Annotated in this window: 15 protein-coding genes; 13 read left to right on the top strand and 2 right to left on the bottom strand. The window is 40.7% G+C overall.

Translation table 11 applies throughout. The features are described from left to right. Positions 1-333: 333 nt before the first annotated feature. The 6 genes from ciss_RS01380 (at position 334) to ciss_RS01355 (ending at position 5886) form a co-directional block, all read left to right on the top strand. Entirely contained in the window at positions 334-1503 is a 1170-nt protein-coding gene (locus ciss_RS01380) for an ABC transporter substrate-binding protein (protein ID WP_075864532.1), read from the top strand. A 73-nt stretch (positions 1504-1576) separates the two neighbouring features. Next, entirely contained in the window at positions 1577-2461 is an 885-nt protein-coding gene (locus ciss_RS01375; protein WP_075864531.1) for a branched-chain amino acid ABC transporter permease, read from the top strand. Positions 2462-2470: 9 nt separating this feature from the next. Continuing rightward, the gene (locus ciss_RS01370) at positions 2471-3439 is read left to right on the top strand and encodes a branched-chain amino acid ABC transporter permease (protein ID WP_075864538.1); all 969 of its coding nucleotides are present in this window, start codon (positions 2471-2473) and stop codon (positions 3437-3439) included. Further along, positions 3414-4181, top strand: coding sequence for an ABC transporter ATP-binding protein (locus tag ciss_RS01365; RefSeq protein WP_075864530.1), 768 nt, complete (start codon positions 3414-3416; stop codon positions 4179-4181). Before ciss_RS01370 ends, ciss_RS01365 begins: the two co-directional genes overlap by 26 nt. A gap of 2 nt (positions 4182-4183) precedes the next feature. Beyond that, positions 4184-4903 carry an ABC transporter ATP-binding protein gene (locus tag ciss_RS01360; protein WP_075864529.1) on the top strand — a complete coding sequence of 240 codons (720 nt, stop codon included), beginning with the start codon at positions 4184-4186 and terminating at the stop codon, positions 4901-4903. 146 nt (positions 4904-5049) lie between these two features. Next, a complete protein-coding gene (locus tag ciss_RS01355) occupies positions 5050-5886 on the top strand; it encodes a PHP domain-containing protein (RefSeq protein ID WP_075864528.1) in 837 nt (278 codons plus the stop codon). Here the strand turns inward: ciss_RS01355 and ciss_RS01350 are convergent. Next, entirely contained in the window at positions 5858-6784 is a 927-nt protein-coding gene (locus tag ciss_RS01350; protein WP_075864527.1) for a DMT family transporter, read from the bottom strand. The two genes, ciss_RS01355 and ciss_RS01350, sit on opposite strands and share 29 nt — an antisense overlap. Positions 6785-6802: 18 nt before the next feature. Further along, entirely contained in the window at positions 6803-7489 is a 687-nt protein-coding gene (locus ciss_RS01345; RefSeq protein WP_075864526.1) for a DUF554 domain-containing protein, read from the bottom strand. Positions 7490-7611: 122 nt separating this feature from the next. Here ciss_RS01345 and recJ point away from each other — a divergent pair, with 122 nt between their 5' ends. The 7 genes from recJ to ciss_RS01310 all read left to right on the top strand — a co-directional run bounded on the left by recJ (position 7612) and on the right by ciss_RS01310 (position 16127). Further along, complete coding sequence (gene recJ, locus ciss_RS01340; protein WP_075864525.1) at positions 7612-10176, top strand: single-stranded-DNA-specific exonuclease RecJ; 2565 nt, start codon at positions 7612-7614, stop codon at positions 10174-10176. 37 nt (positions 10177-10213) lie between these two features. Then, complete coding sequence (locus ciss_RS01335) at positions 10214-12364, top strand: RelA/SpoT family protein (RefSeq protein WP_075864524.1); 2151 nt, start codon at positions 10214-10216, stop codon at positions 12362-12364. 9 nt (positions 12365-12373) lie between these two features. Further along, the gene (gene dtd / locus ciss_RS01330; protein ID WP_075864523.1) at positions 12374-12811 is read left to right on the top strand and encodes a D-aminoacyl-tRNA deacylase; all 438 of its coding nucleotides are present in this window, start codon (positions 12374-12376) and stop codon (positions 12809-12811) included. A gap of 18 nt (positions 12812-12829) precedes the next feature. Next, entirely contained in the window at positions 12830-13453 is a 624-nt protein-coding gene (locus ciss_RS01325; protein WP_075864522.1) for an MBL fold metallo-hydrolase, read from the top strand. Between the two features lie 80 nt (positions 13454-13533). After that, positions 13534-13644 carry an RCKP-type rubredoxin-like domain-containing protein gene (locus tag ciss_RS01320; protein WP_028052403.1) on the top strand — a complete coding sequence of 37 codons (111 nt, stop codon included), beginning with the start codon at positions 13534-13536 and terminating at the stop codon, positions 13642-13644. Positions 13645-13716: 72 nt separating this feature from the next. Next, positions 13717-15369, top strand: coding sequence for a sensor histidine kinase (locus ciss_RS01315; RefSeq protein WP_075864521.1), 1653 nt, complete (start codon positions 13717-13719; stop codon positions 15367-15369). Positions 15370-15371: 2 nt separating this feature from the next. After that, complete coding sequence (locus tag ciss_RS01310) at positions 15372-16127, top strand: LytR/AlgR family response regulator transcription factor (protein ID WP_075864520.1); 756 nt, start codon at positions 15372-15374, stop codon at positions 16125-16127. The last annotated feature ends 103 nt before the right edge of the window (positions 16128-16230 follow it).

The following is a 16230-nucleotide window of genomic DNA, read 5'->3' as shown; positions in this document are numbered from 1 at the left end:
CCCTTTTTTCATCCGCCAAAGATAGGGACGGTTCTTTTTTTTGGCGTATAGACGCAAATATAAGAACCGTCCCTAAAATTGGTGTTTGGGATGGTGGTTCTCAGAACCGTCCCTGGAGTGTGTATACAGAATATTTAGAAAAAATTTAAGAGAAAAATGAGAAAATTGTAGACAGGCTTTATAAAATGAATATAATTTATTTAGATAGTAAGCATGGTACTTTATACTTGCGCCCTTATAAACGAGGGGGGATGCGGAGGAGCGGGATGATTTAAATTAAAGAGCAGAAAAATTTAGAAAAAACTGAAAAATTTAAAAGGAGGATGGTAGCAGGTGCGTAAAAATTTTCTTACGGTAGTAGCGGTAGGTTTGTTAGCGTTTTTACTGTTATTCACCGCGGCTTGTGGCAATAAGTCGAGTGAAAGTGACACTATTAAAATTGGGGCGAACTTGGAGCTTTCGGGAAACGTTGCTACTTTGGGTCAGTCGGGTTTAAATGGTATTATGTTAGCGGTTGAAGAAATTAATAACGCCGGTGGAGTTCTGGGCAAGAAAATTGAAATTGTTAAGTACGATAATAAATCGGATAACACCGAGGCAGCCTCTGTAGCTACCCGTTTAATTACTCAGGATAAAGTTGTAGCTATAATAGGTTCGATGACTTCCGGTAATACCCTTTCTTATGTTAATATAGCAGAAACCAATAAAGTTCCGGTGATTTCACCTTCGGCAACTAACCCGGATGTAACCGTTGATCCCAAGACCGGCAAAGTGCGGGAATACATTTTCCGGACTTGCTTCATTGACCCCTTCCAGGGGACTGCCATGGCAAAGTTTGTGTTAAACGATTTAAAAATCAAAAAAGTTGCTGTGTTGAAGGATAACACTGCTCCTTATTCCGTTGGTTTGGCCAAATTCTTTATTGAGGCTTTTAAAGCTGGCGGTGGCGAGATTTTAGCCGATGAAAACTATACCACCCAGGACCAGGATTTCCGTTCCGTCTTAACAAAAATTAAAGGTTTAAATCCTGAATTTATTTATGTACCCGGTTATTATGAACAAGTGGGTCAAATTGTAAAACAGGCCCGGGAGCTTGGTATCAATGTTCCCATGGGTGGCGGAGACGGTTGGGATTCTCCGAAATTGGTTGAAATTGCCGGTGCTGCTGCGCTTAACAATACCTTTATTACCAACCACTATTCATCGTTAATGCCTGACCCGAAAGTTCAGGACTTTGTAAAGAAATATAAAGAAAAATACGGTAGCGAGCCGGATGCGATGGCAGCAGTAGGTTACGATACGGTATTGGTGCTGGTAGATGCTATTAAACGGGCTGGAGAGGCAACACCCGAGAAGATTAAAGAGGCTTTGAAAACCACCAAAGATGTAGAAGGGGTTACCGCTAAAATTTCCCTGGATGAAAACCACAATGCTGTTAAAGGTTTGGTTATTTTAGAATATAAAGATGGTAAGCAGACCTATAAGGCATACGTAAATCCATAAATTTGAGCACTGCGGGGGAAGGGAATATCCCTTCCCCTAAAAAAATGAACTCTTAAGGTTAGGGGTGGCCAAAATGACGGAATTTATCCAGCAGTTGATAAACGGAATATCTGTAGGAAGCATTTATGCTTTAATTGCCCTGGGATATACCATGGTTTACGGTATTATAAAACTCATAAACTTTGCCCACGGCGATGTTTATATGCTTGGTGCTTTTGTTGGACTTTATGCGACCGCGGTTTTAAAAATGTCGTTTGTTCCGGCGTTGATTGTCTCCATGATTGTTTGTGCAATTTTGGGGATTATTATCGAAAGATTAGCTTACCGGCCGTTAAGAAATTCTCCCAAGATAGTAATTTTAATCACGGCGATAGGTGTTTCGCTCCTTTTGGAGTATACCACAATGTTTTTTCTGGGGCCTCAGCCTCGAGCTTTTCCGGAGGTTTTTAAACAAGTTTCTTATCCGTTGTTTGGAGGAAAAGTTACCATCTCCAATCGGGAACTTTTGATTATTGTAGTTACAGTAATTTTAATGGTTATATTACAATACATTGTTCACAACACCAAGATAGGGAAAGCAATGCGGGCGGTTTCTTACGATATGCAGGCCGCACGCTTAATGGGGATTAACGTGGATACGACAATATCCATCACCTTTGCCATTGGTTCTGCCCTGGCAGCAGCAGCAGGGGTGCTGGTTGGAGTATATTACAATAAGGTTTTTCCTTTAATGGGCATTATGTTTGGTTTAAAGGCTTTTGTTTCGGCGGTTTTAGGGGGAATAGGAATTATTCCGGGAGCGATGACCGGGGGCTTAATTTTGGGGATTATCGAATCTTTGGTAAGCGGTTATGGAAGTTCTCTTTACCGGGATCCGGTTGCTTTTGTCATCTTAATTATCATTTTATTAGTCAAGCCATCGGGCTTATTTGGGAAAAACGTCCGGGAGAAAGTGTAGGTGAAACAGATGCTGAAAAACTGGCTTACGAAGGAAAATCTCACTGTAACGGTTTTACTGGTAGTGTTAATGTTAGGAGTTCAAGTTTTGTACTCCGCAGGAATTTTAAGCCCCTTTGTCATGTTAAACTTAATTATTATTGCTATAAACATTATTCTGGCGGTTAGTTTAAATTTAGTGGTTGGTTTTACCGGTCAGTTTTCGATTGGTCATGCGGGGTTTATGGCTTTAGGTGCTTATGCCTCGGCTATTATGACTTTAAACTTTAATGCTCCCTTTATTGTCTCCCTTTTAGTAGGAGCAATAGTTGCCGGTATTGGAGGTATAATTATTGGTATACCTACCCTGCGCTTAAAAGGTGACTATCTGGCAATAGCTACTTTAGGACTTGCGGAAATCATCCGCGGGGTAATAACCAATATCGATTATCTTGGCGGTGCTTATGGGCTAATGGGAATAACCCAGCGGACCAACTGGCTTTGGGCCTTTGGTTGTATGCTGGTTACGGTTATGGTAATTAAAAACTTTGTCCAATCCAGTCATGGTCGGGCCTGTATTTCCGTTCGGGAAAACGAGATTGCCGCTGAAGCCATGGGAATAAATACTACAAAATATAAAGTTATCGCTTTTACCATGGGTTCGTTTTTTGCGGGAATTGGTGGAGCGCTTCTGGCACACTACATTACCTTTATTGAACCCAACGCTTTTAACTTCTTAAAATCCTTTGATATTTTAGTGATGGTGGTGTTGGGCGGACAGGGAAGCATCACAGGTTCGGTGGTAGCGGCAATTGTCTTAACTTTAATTTCTACATTTCTGCAGAGTCTGGCGGAGTTGCGACTTATTATTTATGCCATAATCTTGATTTTGGTTATGCTATTTAGACCCCAGGGACTTCTTGGGACTCACGAATTATCCTTTAAGCTTTTGCAGAGGAAGAGGGGTGTAAGTCATGGCAACCATTCTGCAGACGCATAGCCTGGGGATTAGTTTTGGAGGATTAAAAGCGGTTCAGGATTTAAATCTTACCTTAAATGAAGGAGATTTAGTTGGGTTAATCGGTCCCAACGGTGCTGGAAAAACAACGGTATTTAACCTTTTAACGGGGATTTACCTGCCAACCACTGGTGATATCATCTTTAAAGGTGAAAGCATTGTAGGCTTAAAGCCGTATGAAATTGCTGCTAAAGGCATAACCCGTACTTTCCAAAACATTCGCCTTTTTGGCGAGCTTTCGGTTTTAGAAAACGTTTTGATTGCCCGGCATTTGCATGTTCCTTATAATATGATTCATGCCATCCTCCGTTTCGGAAAGTATTATCAGGGAGAAAAAGAAATGCGGGATGAAGCTTATGAGCTTTTAAAAATCATGAACTTAGCTCATAAAGCGGAAGAAAAGGCCAAAAACCTGCCTTACGGAGAGCAGCGGCGGTTGGAAATTGCCCGGGCGCTGGCTACCCATCCTTCGTTACTTCTCTTAGACGAGCCGGCAGCGGGCATGAACCCGCAGGAAACTACCGAGCTTATGGAATTAATTGGCTTTATTCGGGACAAATTTAACTTGACCATTCTTTTAATTGAACACGACATGCACCTTGTAATGAACATCTGTGAGCGGATTTACGTTTTGGATTACGGCATAAATATAGCTCACGGTACCCCGGAAGAAATTAAGAACAATCCCCGGGTCATTGAAGCATATTTGGGAGAGGGGGCGTAACTGTGAGCGGGAAAGAAGTGTTAAGAATCGAAGATTTAAATGTTTTTTACGGCGCTATTCATGCTTTAAAGGGAATTTCCATTACCGTGAATGAAGGGGAAATAGTTACCTTAATTGGAGCAAACGGTGCCGGAAAAAGTACTACCTTAAATACGATTTGCGGCCTGGTAAAACCCAGGTCGGGAAAGATAATCTTTGAAGGTGAAGATAGTACCGGCAAAGCCGCCCACGAAATTGTCAAAATGGGAATCAGTCAGGTGCCTGAAGGCCGGCGGGTTTTTGCCAATATGTCGGTTTTGGAAAACTTGGAATTAGGAGCTTATCTTTTAAAAGATAAAGCAGAATTTAAGCGGCGCCTGGAACGGGTTTTCGCGCGGTTTCCAAGACTTTTTGAAAGAAAAGGGCAGCTTGCGGGCTCGCTTTCCGGTGGTGAGCAGCAAATGCTTGCTATGGGTCGGGCGTTGATGTCTGCCCCGCGCCTTATGCTATTAGATGAACCTTCTATGGGTTTGGCTCCCCTTTTAGTTAAAGAAATTTTTGCCATTATTAAAGAGTTAAACGAGCAGGGGACGACAATTCTTTTAGTGGAGCAAAACGCGCATATGGCGTTATCTATTGCCCATAAAGGCTACGTTTTAGAAACCGGAAAAATTGTATTATCAGGCCCTGCCCGGGAGCTGGCGGAAGACCCGCAGGTCAAAGCAGCCTACCTTGGCGGATAAAAAGATTCTATGAGCAGTTCTAAAAAAAGAGCTGCTCTTTTTATTTTTGACGGTTTTTTAGTATAATTTAAAAAAATGGGGCAAGGACCTTAGGTTGGTTAAGGCTTTCCGAGACAAGGTAATATATTTTAAAGAAGGAGGATTTTATGATCGATCTGCACACCCATACTACTGCTTCCGATGGTACTTATACTCCCGAAGCTTTAGTTAGGCATGCCCAAAAGGAAGGGCTTAAGATTTTGGCTATTACCGACCATGATTCGGCAGCCGGAGTTATGGAGGCGGTAGAGGCTGGAGAAAAGTATGGAGTTAAAGTAATTTCCGGAGTGGAAATAAGCGTGGTTTTTGAGCCAACGGAAATGCATATTTTGGGCTATGGTATAGATGTGAATGAGCCGATTTTTACAGAGGCTCTTACAAAACTTAAAGAAAATAGGGAGCGACGCAACCCGAAAATGTTAGCCAGATTAAGAGAACTGGGATTTAAAATTACTTTGGAAGAAGTAATTGCCGAAGCCGGAGGAGATATAGTCGGTAGACCCCACATGGCCCGGGTACTGTTAAAAAAAGGGTATGTAACTTCTATAGACGAAGCTTTTCAAAAATATCTTGGCAAAGGATGTCCGGCTTATGTACCGAAGGAGAAATTAACCCCTAAACAAGCTATAAATATTATAAAAAAAGCCGGGGGGCTTGCTTTTTTAGCCCACCCGGTGTATTTAGAGAAAACGGAAACAGAATTGAAAGTAGTTTTGGAGGAACTTATTTCCTACGGCTTGGATGGAATTGAAGCTTATTATACCTACCATAATGAAGAACAAACCAGGCTGTACCTGGAATTGGCCAGTAAGTATAATCTTTTAATATCCGGTGGCAGTGATTTTCACGGAGAAAACAAACCGGAAATCCTAATAGGTCGGGGACTTGGAGACCTAAAAATTCCTGAAGAAAAAGTTAGCTGGATAAACTGGTTTCTTTTTTAGCAGGAAGGGAGATAAAGCCGTAACTTCCTTCTAAAACACCCAAAATTACCAGTAATCCTCCCAGTATTCGGGGGAGGGTTATTTTTTCTTCCAAAAAAACGGCCGATAAAATTAAGGTAAAGATAGGAATTAAATTAATAAAAAGCGCTGATTTTTGAGCACCAACTTTTTTTATTCCGAGATTCCACCAGAAGAAAGCGAGAACCGTAGGAAATACTGCCAAGTGAATGATTAAAAGATAGCTTTTTACCGATATTTTTAACATATTAACCTGTTGCATTTCCCCGATTCCCCAGGGAAGAAAGAAAATAGCACCAAAGAAAATACTAAAAGCAGTTGTTGCTAAAGGAGAAACCGTTCCCATTACCTTTTTGCTAATAACGGAATAAATCGCCCAGGAAATTACCGCTCCAAAAAGTAAAAAACGGGTAGGTTCAAGCGGCCCCTGAAAGTAAGTTAAAGGATGACCTTCCGAAATAACAAGTAAAACTCCGATGAAAGAAATTATCAGTCCTAATATTTTTTCAAAAGTAAGTTTTTCTTTTAAGAAAAGAGCAGCCAACAGCGAAACAACAATGGGGTTGACGGCAATAACCAGGGAGCTGTCGGAAGCGGGATTAAATTTTACGCCGAAAAAGAAAAAGAGGTTATAGAGAAAAATCCCGGTAAATCCCATGATAACAAGATACAGGTAATTTTTTAATCCGTAACGACAGTTTTTTTCCCGGTATAAAGCAAGGGGCATAAGTATTAGGCCGCTTAGTAAAAACCGGAGGGTAGCAGCAACTACCGGCGGCACTTCCCTGACCACTTCCCGGGCGGCAACAAAGGCGCTGGCCCAAAGCATTGCAACAATAATCAATAAAATATAAGTTAAGCCAAGGTTTTTCTTTTCCATATTTCCATCCTTCCGTGTTTAACTTAAAAAGCGCAAAGCAGGCTCTAAGAAAAAGACAAAAATTAGTGCCGGAAGGTAATTTCCTATTTTAAGCTTGGTTAAGTTTAACATGTTGGTGCCAATCCCGATTATAAGTATACCACCGGTGGCGGTGAGTTCATTAACTATTGCCGGAGTTAAAAAGCCTTTAATAATCCCGGCAAAAAGGGCAATACTCCCTTGATAGATTAGCACTGGAAACGCGGAAAAGATAACACCTTTGCCCAGCGTTGCTGCAAATATAATTGAAGAAATACCGTCTAAAAGGGATTTAATAAAGAGAATTTGGGGGTTATTATTTAAACCATCTTCAATTGCTCCCATGATTGCCATAGCTCCCACACAGAAAACTAAAGTGGCGTAAACAAATCCCCGGGCAAAATCCCCTCCGCTTTCGGAAAAACGCTTTTCAAGCTTTTGCCCCAAAGAGTTAAGACCCTTTTCTATTCCCCAAAACTCCCCCACCAGGCCCCCCAGTACCAGGCTTAAAATTACTACCAAAAAGTTTTTTGAGGTAATACCCATCTGAATTCCCACGACAACAACCGATAAGGCTAAAATGTTCATTACTATTTCCTTATAGTTTTCCGGCAAACTCTTTTTAAAAAATACACCAATACTTCCGCCAAGGAGAATGGCAATAAAGTTTACAATTGTTCCCAGCATCCTTTCCCCTCCTGAAATAAAATTGAAAATAATAATTTAAAATTGTACGTAATATATAGTAAAATACTAACATAGAATCGTAATTTTGGGTATAAATAATTAACTAAATTTTGGAGGATTAGATGGATAAAAAGAACTGGCTTATTTTTGAAACTTCACATTTAGGAAAAAAGTATTTAGAAGATTTTTTTAGGATAGAGCCTTTAACGGCTAAAATGCTGGTAAATAGAGGTATTTTCCACCCGCGAGCGGTACGGCGTTTTTTCTGGGGAAATATTGAGGATACCTATTCTCCTTATTTATTAAAAGATATGGAAAAAGCTGTAAAGTTAATTCTTTCCGGACGGGATACCGAAAAATTTTTAATTTACGGGGACTACGATGCCGATGGCCTTACTTCCACCGCCCTTCTATACGACTTTTTACGAAAAAGAGGCTTTAATGTGGCCTGGTATATACCCAATCGTTTGGATGAAGGATATGGCCTGCATCTTCCGCCTCTTATGAAAGCTTTAGAAGAGGGAATTAGTTTTATAATTACTGTTGACTGTGGGATAACCGCTGTAGATGAGGTTAGGACCGTCAGAAAAATGGGGGCCAAGGTAGTTATAACCGACCATCATGAGCCCCAGGAAGAAATTCCAGAAGCGGAGGCGGTAATTAATCCCAAGCAAAAAGATTGTCCTTATCCTTTTAAGGGCTTAGCCGGGGTTGGTGTTGCTTTAAAACTGGTTTTGGGTTTAGGAATGGCTCTGGGGGAGCGAGAAGAGGCTATTTTAGAAGAGTATTTGGATCTCTTTACCGTAGGAACGGTAGCGGATATTGTTCCCCTTATTGACGAAAACCGGATTCTTGTTATCGAAGGATTGAAAACGCTGGCCGCTACCGGACGTCCCGGATTAAAAGCTTTGAAAGAAGTAGCCCAGTTAAACCGGGATGAAATAACCACCCGGGATGTTGGGTTTATATTATCACCCCGTTTAAATGCTGCCGGGCGTTTAAAGGACCCTGCTTTAGCTTTTGAATTATTGATTGAAGAAAACTACGAACGAGCTTTAGCTTTAGCCTACCGCCTTTCCGAAGAAAACCAGAACCGCCAGGGAATCGAAGCGGAAATTTTTAAGGCGGCGGTGGAAACAATTGAAAGGGAAGTGGATTTAGACCGGGAAAAAATTCTCATTATCGGTGGGGATGGCTGGCATCCCGGAGTAATAGGAATTGTAGCTTCAAAATTAATGGAAAAATATTACCGGCCGGTGATTTTAATAAGTTTTGATGGGGAAGAAGGTAAAGGTTCTGGCCGGAGTGTTTTTGGTTTTAACTTGTTTGAGGCTTTAAAAGCGGTGAAAGATTATCTAACCCATTTTGGCGGCCATGAGCGGGCGGTGGGGGTTGGGGTCTTAAAATCCCGCTTTTTGGAGTTCAAAGAGGCGCTGCTGGCTTATGCTGAAAAACACTTACCGGATGAACTTTTACTGCCCAAAACTGAAGTAGAAGAAGTTGTGGGTGAAAATGATTTAAATTTAAAAATCTCGGAGGAAATTGCGCTTTTTGCCCCCTTTGGAGAGCAAAATCCCGAACCGCTTTTTTTAATCAAAGGTGGGCAAATTAGGGGAGCTCAAACCGTTGGAAAAAACGGAAATCACCTAAAGTTTAATGTAAAGCTGAACCGGGAAATTTTTAATTCCATTGCTTTTTCAAAAGGGGATTATTTAGAATTTGTGTACCAGCAGACCGAAGTTGATTTAGCGTTTATTCCTAAACCCAATCGGTTTAACGGTAAAACGGAGCTGCAGCTTAATGTTAAGGAAATTGCTCCGGGGGAAGGGCGCATTTTTAAAGTTAAAAAAATAAAGGAGAAAGAGCTAAATACCATTGAAGAAGAGTTAGCTCTTTTGGCAAAACCGTATTGTTATAAGTTTGCCGACCATCCGGAAAAAGTAAGTTTTGCCCTGAAAATTAACAAGTTAAATCAAAGGGAGTTTAGCTTTATAAAACTTGCGGGAGAAAAGAAAACCTTAATTGTTACGGCTAATCTTGCGGAAATGTACGGTCAGGCCCTGGAACTCTGGGAAAATGGTTTTACTTTATTACCTTACTGCCCTGAAATAAGGGAAACTTTTACAGAGAAAGCTCTGAAAAAATACCGGGAAACGGGAATCTTACTTACTTCCGAGCAGTATTTAAAAGAAGCATTAAACTTAAACTTTGAGCAAATAATTTTTACCACACCACCGTTACTTTTGGATTCTACCATTCCCCTTTTGCAGGATTATTCAGGTAGTTTAGGAGTATTAACCAGCAAAAAAGATCTACAAATATTGTACGAACGTCTTACGCGGATCATACCACAAAGAGATAAAATTGCCAGAGTCTATATGGCTTTACGCCAAAAGCTTATAGCCGGGAATCCCTTTATTTTTACGGAGAAGGAGTTATTTGCCAATGCTTTTGGCGATGAAATGAGGGTGAAAGATGATTACCTGCTTTTAATTAGCATTCTTAAAGTTTTAACAGAAATAAATTTAATAAAAATCTGGGAAGAAAACGGTAAAAAATGGGTATTTTTCTTTCCACCTTCCCAGGATAAAATAAATCTGGAAATTTCCAGCACTTATGTCCGGGCCAAGGAATACGAGGAGAACCTCAGGGAATATTTTAATGTTTTTTATCCAAATATGTTATAATAAAAGACAAAAAACTTAAAGAGAAAGGGGTGAGGATGTGCTTTCGCTGGAAGCTCTTGTAAAAAAGATAAAAAATTATAATAAAAATACGGATGAAGAATTAATTAGGAAAGCGTATAATTTTGCAGCAGAAGCGCATTCCGGGCAAACGAGGGCTTCCGGGGAAGATTACATTACCCACCCCTTGGCGGTTGCTTTTATTTTAGCGAGCTTGCAAATGGATGATGAAACAATTGCTGCCGGATTACTCCATGATGTAGTGGAAGATACGGCTTATACCGTTGAAGATATAGCCCGGGAGTTTGGGGAAGAAGTTGCCAATTTAGTGGATGGAGTTACCAAGTTATCCCGGATAGAGTTTAAAAATAAAGAAGAGCAGCAGGTAGAGAACTTAAGGAAGATGTTTTTGGCCATGGCCAAGGATATCCGGGTAATACTAATAAAGCTTGCCGATAGACTTCACAATATGCGCACCTTAAAATACCACAATCCGGAAAAGCAAAAGGAAATTGCCCGTGAAACATTAGAAATTTTTGCTCCTTTGGCCCATAGATTGGGAATTTACCGGGTCAAGTGGGAGCTTGAAGATTTAGCTTTTCGTTATTTGGATCCGGATAATTATTACGACATTGTTGAAAAAATCGCCAAAACCAGAGCTAAGAGGGAGCAGTATATCCAGCAGGTTATTTCTATTTTAGAAGAAAAATTAAAATCATATAATATTAAAGCCAAAATTGAAGGACGTCCCAAGCATTTATACAGCATTTTTCAAAAAATGCGGGAACAGCAAAAAGATTTTAGCGAAGTTTATGATGTCATGGCGGTTAGGGTAATTGTGGAAAGTGTCCGGGATTGTTATACGGTTTTAGGAATTATTCATACCATGTGGATTCCGGTTCCGGGACGCTTTAAAGATTATATTGCCATGCCTAAATCCAATATGTACCAGTCGCTTCATACTACCGTTATTGGACCTTTTGGCGAACCCCTGGAAATTCAGATTCGGACTTTTGAAATGCACCGCACTGCCGAATACGGTATTGCTGCTCACTGGCGGTATAAAGAGGGGGGTAAAGGTGACAAGAAGTTTGACGAAAAACTATCGTGGCTACGCCAAATCCTGGAGTGGCAGCGGGAACTTAAAGACGCCCGGGAGTTTATGGAAACCCTTAAAGTTGATATTTTTTCCGATTCGGTTTTTGTTTTTACTCCCAAGGGCGATGTGGTTGAGCTTCCGGCGGGTTCGGTGCCGATTGATTTTGCCTACCGCATACATACCGATGTTGGCAACAGGTGCGTTGGTGCCAAGGTAAACGGCAGACTGGTACCGTTAGATTATCAGTTAAAAAATGGTGATATTGTTGAGATTATTACCAAGCAGGGAGCCGCTCCAAGTAGAGATTGGCTGAAAATAGTTAAAACATCCCATGCCAAAGGAAAAATTAAATCGTATTTCAAAAAAACCCAGAGGGAAGAGCTGGCCCTTAGAGGCCGGGAGTTAATTGAAAAAGAAATTAAGAAACAGGGCTTAAATCCTGAAGAGTATTCTTTAGAAAAAATCTCCGAAGTGGTGAAAAAATTAAATTTTCATACTCTGGAAGATTTATTTGCTGCTGTTGGCGATGGAACTGTAACTCCCAATACCGTTCTTAATAAAATTCGTGAAGACCTTCCCAAGGGAGAAAAGTCTCTTGAGGAAAGGGTTATAAAAGAAAGCAAAACATCAGTTAATAAGCCAACCCGCGGTTTAGTGGTGCGGGGAGAAACGGATTTAATGGTTCGCCTGGCCCACTGCTGTATGCCGGTTCCTGGTGACCCGATTGTGGGTTATGTTACCCGGGGACGGGGAGTTTCGGTGCATCACGCAAACTGCCGAAATGTCGAATATTTTCGGCGACACGAACCGGAGCGCTTGGTAGAAGTAAACTGGGAAGGGGCTATTGAACTTCCTTTTACAGTCCGTCTGGAAATTAGGGGTCATGACCGGGCCGGTTTTTTAAATGACATCTTGGGGGTACTGGCTGAGCAAAAGATTAGTGCCAATTATGTATCCGGTCGGAGCACAAAAAATGGTGGAGCTGTGGTGGATTTAGCTCTGGAGGTAAAAAATATCAATCAATTAAAACAAATTACCGATAAACTGGAAAAGGTTAAAGGGGTTACCGAAGTTTATCGGGTAAATAAATAGGAGGGTTTTATGCGGGCAGTAGTGCAAAGGGTTAAGCGTGGGAAAGTTACCGTTGACGGACAGGTTGTTTCCGAGATAGGACCGGGATTGGTTGCTTTAATAGGGATACGCCAGGGGGATGGGGAGAGAGAGTGCCGGTATCTGGCGGAAAAGTTAGTAAATTTACGTATTTTTGAAGATGAAAAGGGAAAATTTAATTACAGCGTCAAAGATGTAGGGGGCGAGATTTTAGTTGTTTCGAATTTTACCGTTTACGGGGATACCCGTAAAGGACGCCGCCCAAGTTTTACCGAGGCAGCTTCGCCGGAAGTTGCCCGGGAGGTATTTGAAAGATTTTTAGATATATTAAAAGAGCAAGAGGTTTCGGTAAAAAGCGGGATTTTTCAGGCTATAATGGAAGTGGAAATAATTAACGATGGTCCTGTTACCGTTATTGTGGAAATTTAATTGGATGGGGTGAAGACGATGCAGATAAAAACTTTAACGGTAGGGGTAATTGCGGCTAACTGCCATGTAGTTTGGTGTGAGAAGACCGGCGAGGCTGTGGCAATTGATCCCGGTGGTGATGGGGATAAGATCTTGAGCTTTATCGAACAGAATGGCTTAAAACTAAAATATATCATTTTAACCCACGGCCACGGCGATCATATCGCGGCAGTGGATGAGGTGCGCAATAAAACCGGGGCCAAGGTATTAATCCATCCCAAAGATGCCCCAATGCTTCTTGATCCAAACAAGAATTTATCGGGATTTTTAGGAGGAGCGGTTAAGTTAGCACCGGCAGATCAGGAAGTGGTGGACGGAGATGAAATAATTTTTGGTGGAGAAAAGCTTAAGGTACTCCATACTCCCGGACATACTTTGGGGAGCATTTGTTTACACGGGGGTGATATCCTCTTTTCGGGGGATACCTTGTTTTTTGGTTCGGTAGGCCGGGTAGATTTTCCCGGTGGTTCCTGGGAAAAGTTATTAAAATCCATCCGGGAGAAAATTTTTACCCTGCCCGATGATACCCAAGTGTTACCCGGACACGGTCCGGAAACTACCGTAGGGTATGAAAAGGAACATAATCCTTTTTTAAGGGATTAATGAAAAATACTCTTTTCAAGAAAAGTGGATTTGCTATAATAGTAATAGTTATTAAATAAAATTAAATGGAGGGTTCTCAAATGGCAGTATTTGTGTGTGAAAAGTGCGGTTATGAAAAAGAAACCCGGTGTAAACCGAGAAAATGTCCTCAGTGCGGTGAAAGCAATACTTTTAAGAAAAAAGAAGCATAAAACAATTTTAGAAACGAGGTGGTGGGATGCCGCCTCATTTTTATTTAGAGGTTTTATTTAGAGGGTGAGAACATGAATGAATTGTTTATACATTTAATTGAAAGGTTAAGCGTCATCATTACTTTAGCCTTTTTTGTTTCTAAAACCAGACTTTTTCGCAATATTCTCCTCCAGGAATTAACCATTCGCCAAAAGTTGGGCCTAATTTTGGGGTTTGGACTTTTTGGAATTATCGGGACTTACTGGGGGATACCGATAAAAGGAGCGATTGCTAACTCCAGAGTAGTAGGGCCTGCTATTGCCGGTATAATTGGCGGACCTGCCGTAGGTTTACTGGCAGGCTTAATTGCCGGGGTGCACCGGGCCTGGCTGGGTGGCTTTACGGCAGTGGCTTGTGGTATTTCGACAACCGTTGAGGGATTAATTGCCGGGCTTTTGGCCCGGCGTTTTCCGGAAAAAAGATTTAATGTAGTTTTTGGTATATTAACCGGTATGTTTATTGAAACGATACAAATGATTATTATTTTACTTTTGGCCCGGCCTTTTGAAGATGCCCTTGGTTTAGTAAAAATAATTGGGCTTCCCATGATTTTGGTAAATGGTATAGGTATAGGAGTTTTTCTTTTAATATTGGAAAGCACTGTGAAAGAAAAAGAGCATATAGGAGCGGTTTATGCGGAAAAGGCTTTAAATATTGCTAATGAAACCTTACCAATTTTAAGAGAAGGTTTAAACAGGGAAACGGCTACTAAGGTTGCTCAAATTATTTTAAATAAAACCGATGCAGATGCTGTTGCCCTTACCGATAAAAACATTATCTTAGCTCATGTCGGTAGTGGCGAAGATCACCATTTAAGCGGAACATCAATTAAAACAGCTGCTACCGCAAAAGCTTTAAATAACGGGGAACTAACCGTAGTTTTAAATAAGGAGGCTATAGGCTGCAGCACCTCCGATTGTAAATTAGCGTCGGCAGTGATTGCTCCTTTGTTTATTAAAAACGAAGTAGTGGGGGCATTAAAGCTTTATTACAATAAGCCGGATAAAATTGGTGAGTTTACCATTATTTTTATTGAAGGATTATCCCGTTTAATTTCCACCCAGCTGGAATTATCAATGCTGGAACACCAGGCAAAGCTTTTGGCCAGGGCTGAATTAAAGGCTCTGCAAGCGCAAATAAATCCTCACTTTTTGTTTAATTCTTTAAATACAATAGTAGCTTTATGCCGGAAAAGTCCCGATCAAGCCCGGGAGTTAATAATAAAGCTTAGCGAATATTTCCGGCGGAATTTAAGGGAATGGGAGCCTTTAATACCCCTAGCTGAAGAATTAAAAAATGTGGAATTATATCTTACCTTTGAAAAAGCTCGCTTTTCTGACAAGTTACAGGTTGATTTAAACATTGATGATAAGGTTAAAGAAGTGCTGGTTCCGCCTTTTGCAGTGGAAACGTTAGTAGAAAATGCTGTCAAGCACGGCATTTTGCCCAAGAAAGGTGGATTAGTTCAAATAAATGCCAAACTTCAGGATAACAAAGCGGTAATTGAGGTAGTGGATAATGGAGTGGGAGTCAGTAAAGATGTAAAAGTGGGTGTCGGGCTATCTAACCTTAAAGAGAGGTTAAGGAATCTTTTCCGGGAAGAAGGGCAATTTTATTTATTTTCCAGAGAGGATGGAGTCACGGTTTCAAGGTTAATTATTCCTCTTTTAGGTAAGGAGGCTTAGTGATGATAACAGCAGTAGTGGTGGATGATGAACCTTTAGCCAGAGAAGAACTAAAGTATTTATTAGAGGAAACTGAAAGAGTTGAAGTTATCGGGGAAGCGGATTCGGGTGAAGAGCTTTTTGAGGTTTTAAAAAAACAGAATCCAGATGTGATTTTTTTGGATATTGAGATGTACGGTTTAAGCGGTTTGGATGTCGCGTTAGCGCTTTTAAAGGAAAAAGATCCACCGTTAATTGTTTTTGCCACCGCTTACGACCAATATGCGGTTAAAGCCTTTGAGTTAAATGCTCTGGATTACCTTTTAAAGCCTTTTTCTGAAGAGAGAGTAAAGTTAACTTTAGAAAAAATCGAAGAAAAGTTAAGAAACAAAGAAAAATACAGCCAGAAAATGAGGAAAAGCTTACAGGTAATTGCTCCTTTGCAAAGGGTATTTATTCAAACTGCCGATAAAATTTTACCACTAAAGAGAGAAGAAATATATTTTGTTGAAGCTCAGGGACGCTATGCCAAAATAAGGCTAAAAAGTGCGTGGATTCTTTGCCGTCATTCCCTTTCGGAATTAGAGGAGATGCTCGAGCAAAGTAACTTTATAAAAGTGCATAAAAGCTTTTTGGTAAATTTTGAACATATAAAAGAGATTGTTCCGCTTTTTGGTGGGGGATTGATTTTAAGAATGGGAGATGATGGAGCCAGTGAGGTGCCGGTAGGGAGGACTTTTCTAAAAAGCTTTAAAGAAAAGATTGGGTTAAACTTATAAAACATATATTACAAGGTTTTCGACAGTTATTGCAAATATTCAACATTATATTACAAAATTATACCCAAAATAAGGGCTGTCCATTAAATTATGTGAGGGAGCA

The sequence above is a fragment of the Carboxydothermus islandicus genome (genome assembly GCF_001950325.1).
GTDB lineage: Bacteria > Bacillota > Z-2901 > Carboxydothermales > Carboxydothermaceae > Carboxydothermus > Carboxydothermus islandicus.
This window is presented reverse-complemented; position numbering and strand designations above follow the sequence as displayed.

Bases quoted from the DNA above. Each gene is read 5' to 3' on its own strand.
- ciss_RS01345 (WP_075864526.1), bottom strand. From the start codon at position 7,489: ATGCTGGGAACAATTGTAAACTTTATTGCCATTCTCCTTGGCGGAAGT.
- ciss_RS01375 (WP_075864531.1), top strand. From the start codon at position 1,577: ATGACGGAATTTATCCAGCAGTTGATAAACGGAATATCTGTAGGAAGC.
- ciss_RS01325 (WP_075864522.1), top strand. From the start codon at position 12,830: ATGCAGATAAAAACTTTAACGGTAGGGGTAATTGCGGCTAACTGCCAT.
- recJ (WP_075864525.1), top strand. From the start codon at position 7,612: ATGGATAAAAAGAACTGGCTTATTTTTGAAACTTCACATTTAGGAAAA.
- ciss_RS01350 (WP_075864527.1), bottom strand. From the start codon at position 6,784: ATGGAAAAGAAAAACCTTGGCTTAACTTATATTTTATTGATTATTGTT.
- ciss_RS01355 (WP_075864528.1), top strand. From the start codon at position 5,050: ATGATCGATCTGCACACCCATACTACTGCTTCCGATGGTACTTATACT.
- ciss_RS01365 (WP_075864530.1), top strand. From the start codon at position 3,414: ATGGCAACCATTCTGCAGACGCATAGCCTGGGGATTAGTTTTGGAGGA.
- ciss_RS01370 (WP_075864538.1), top strand. From the start codon at position 2,471: ATGCTGAAAAACTGGCTTACGAAGGAAAATCTCACTGTAACGGTTTTA.
- ciss_RS01310 (WP_075864520.1), top strand. From the start codon at position 15,372: ATGATAACAGCAGTAGTGGTGGATGATGAACCTTTAGCCAGAGAAGAA.
- ciss_RS01320 (WP_028052403.1), top strand. From the start codon at position 13,534: ATGGCAGTATTTGTGTGTGAAAAGTGCGGTTATGAAAAAGAAACCCGG.
- dtd (WP_075864523.1), top strand. From the start codon at position 12,374: ATGCGGGCAGTAGTGCAAAGGGTTAAGCGTGGGAAAGTTACCGTTGAC.
- ciss_RS01315 (WP_075864521.1), top strand. From the start codon at position 13,717: ATGAATGAATTGTTTATACATTTAATTGAAAGGTTAAGCGTCATCATT.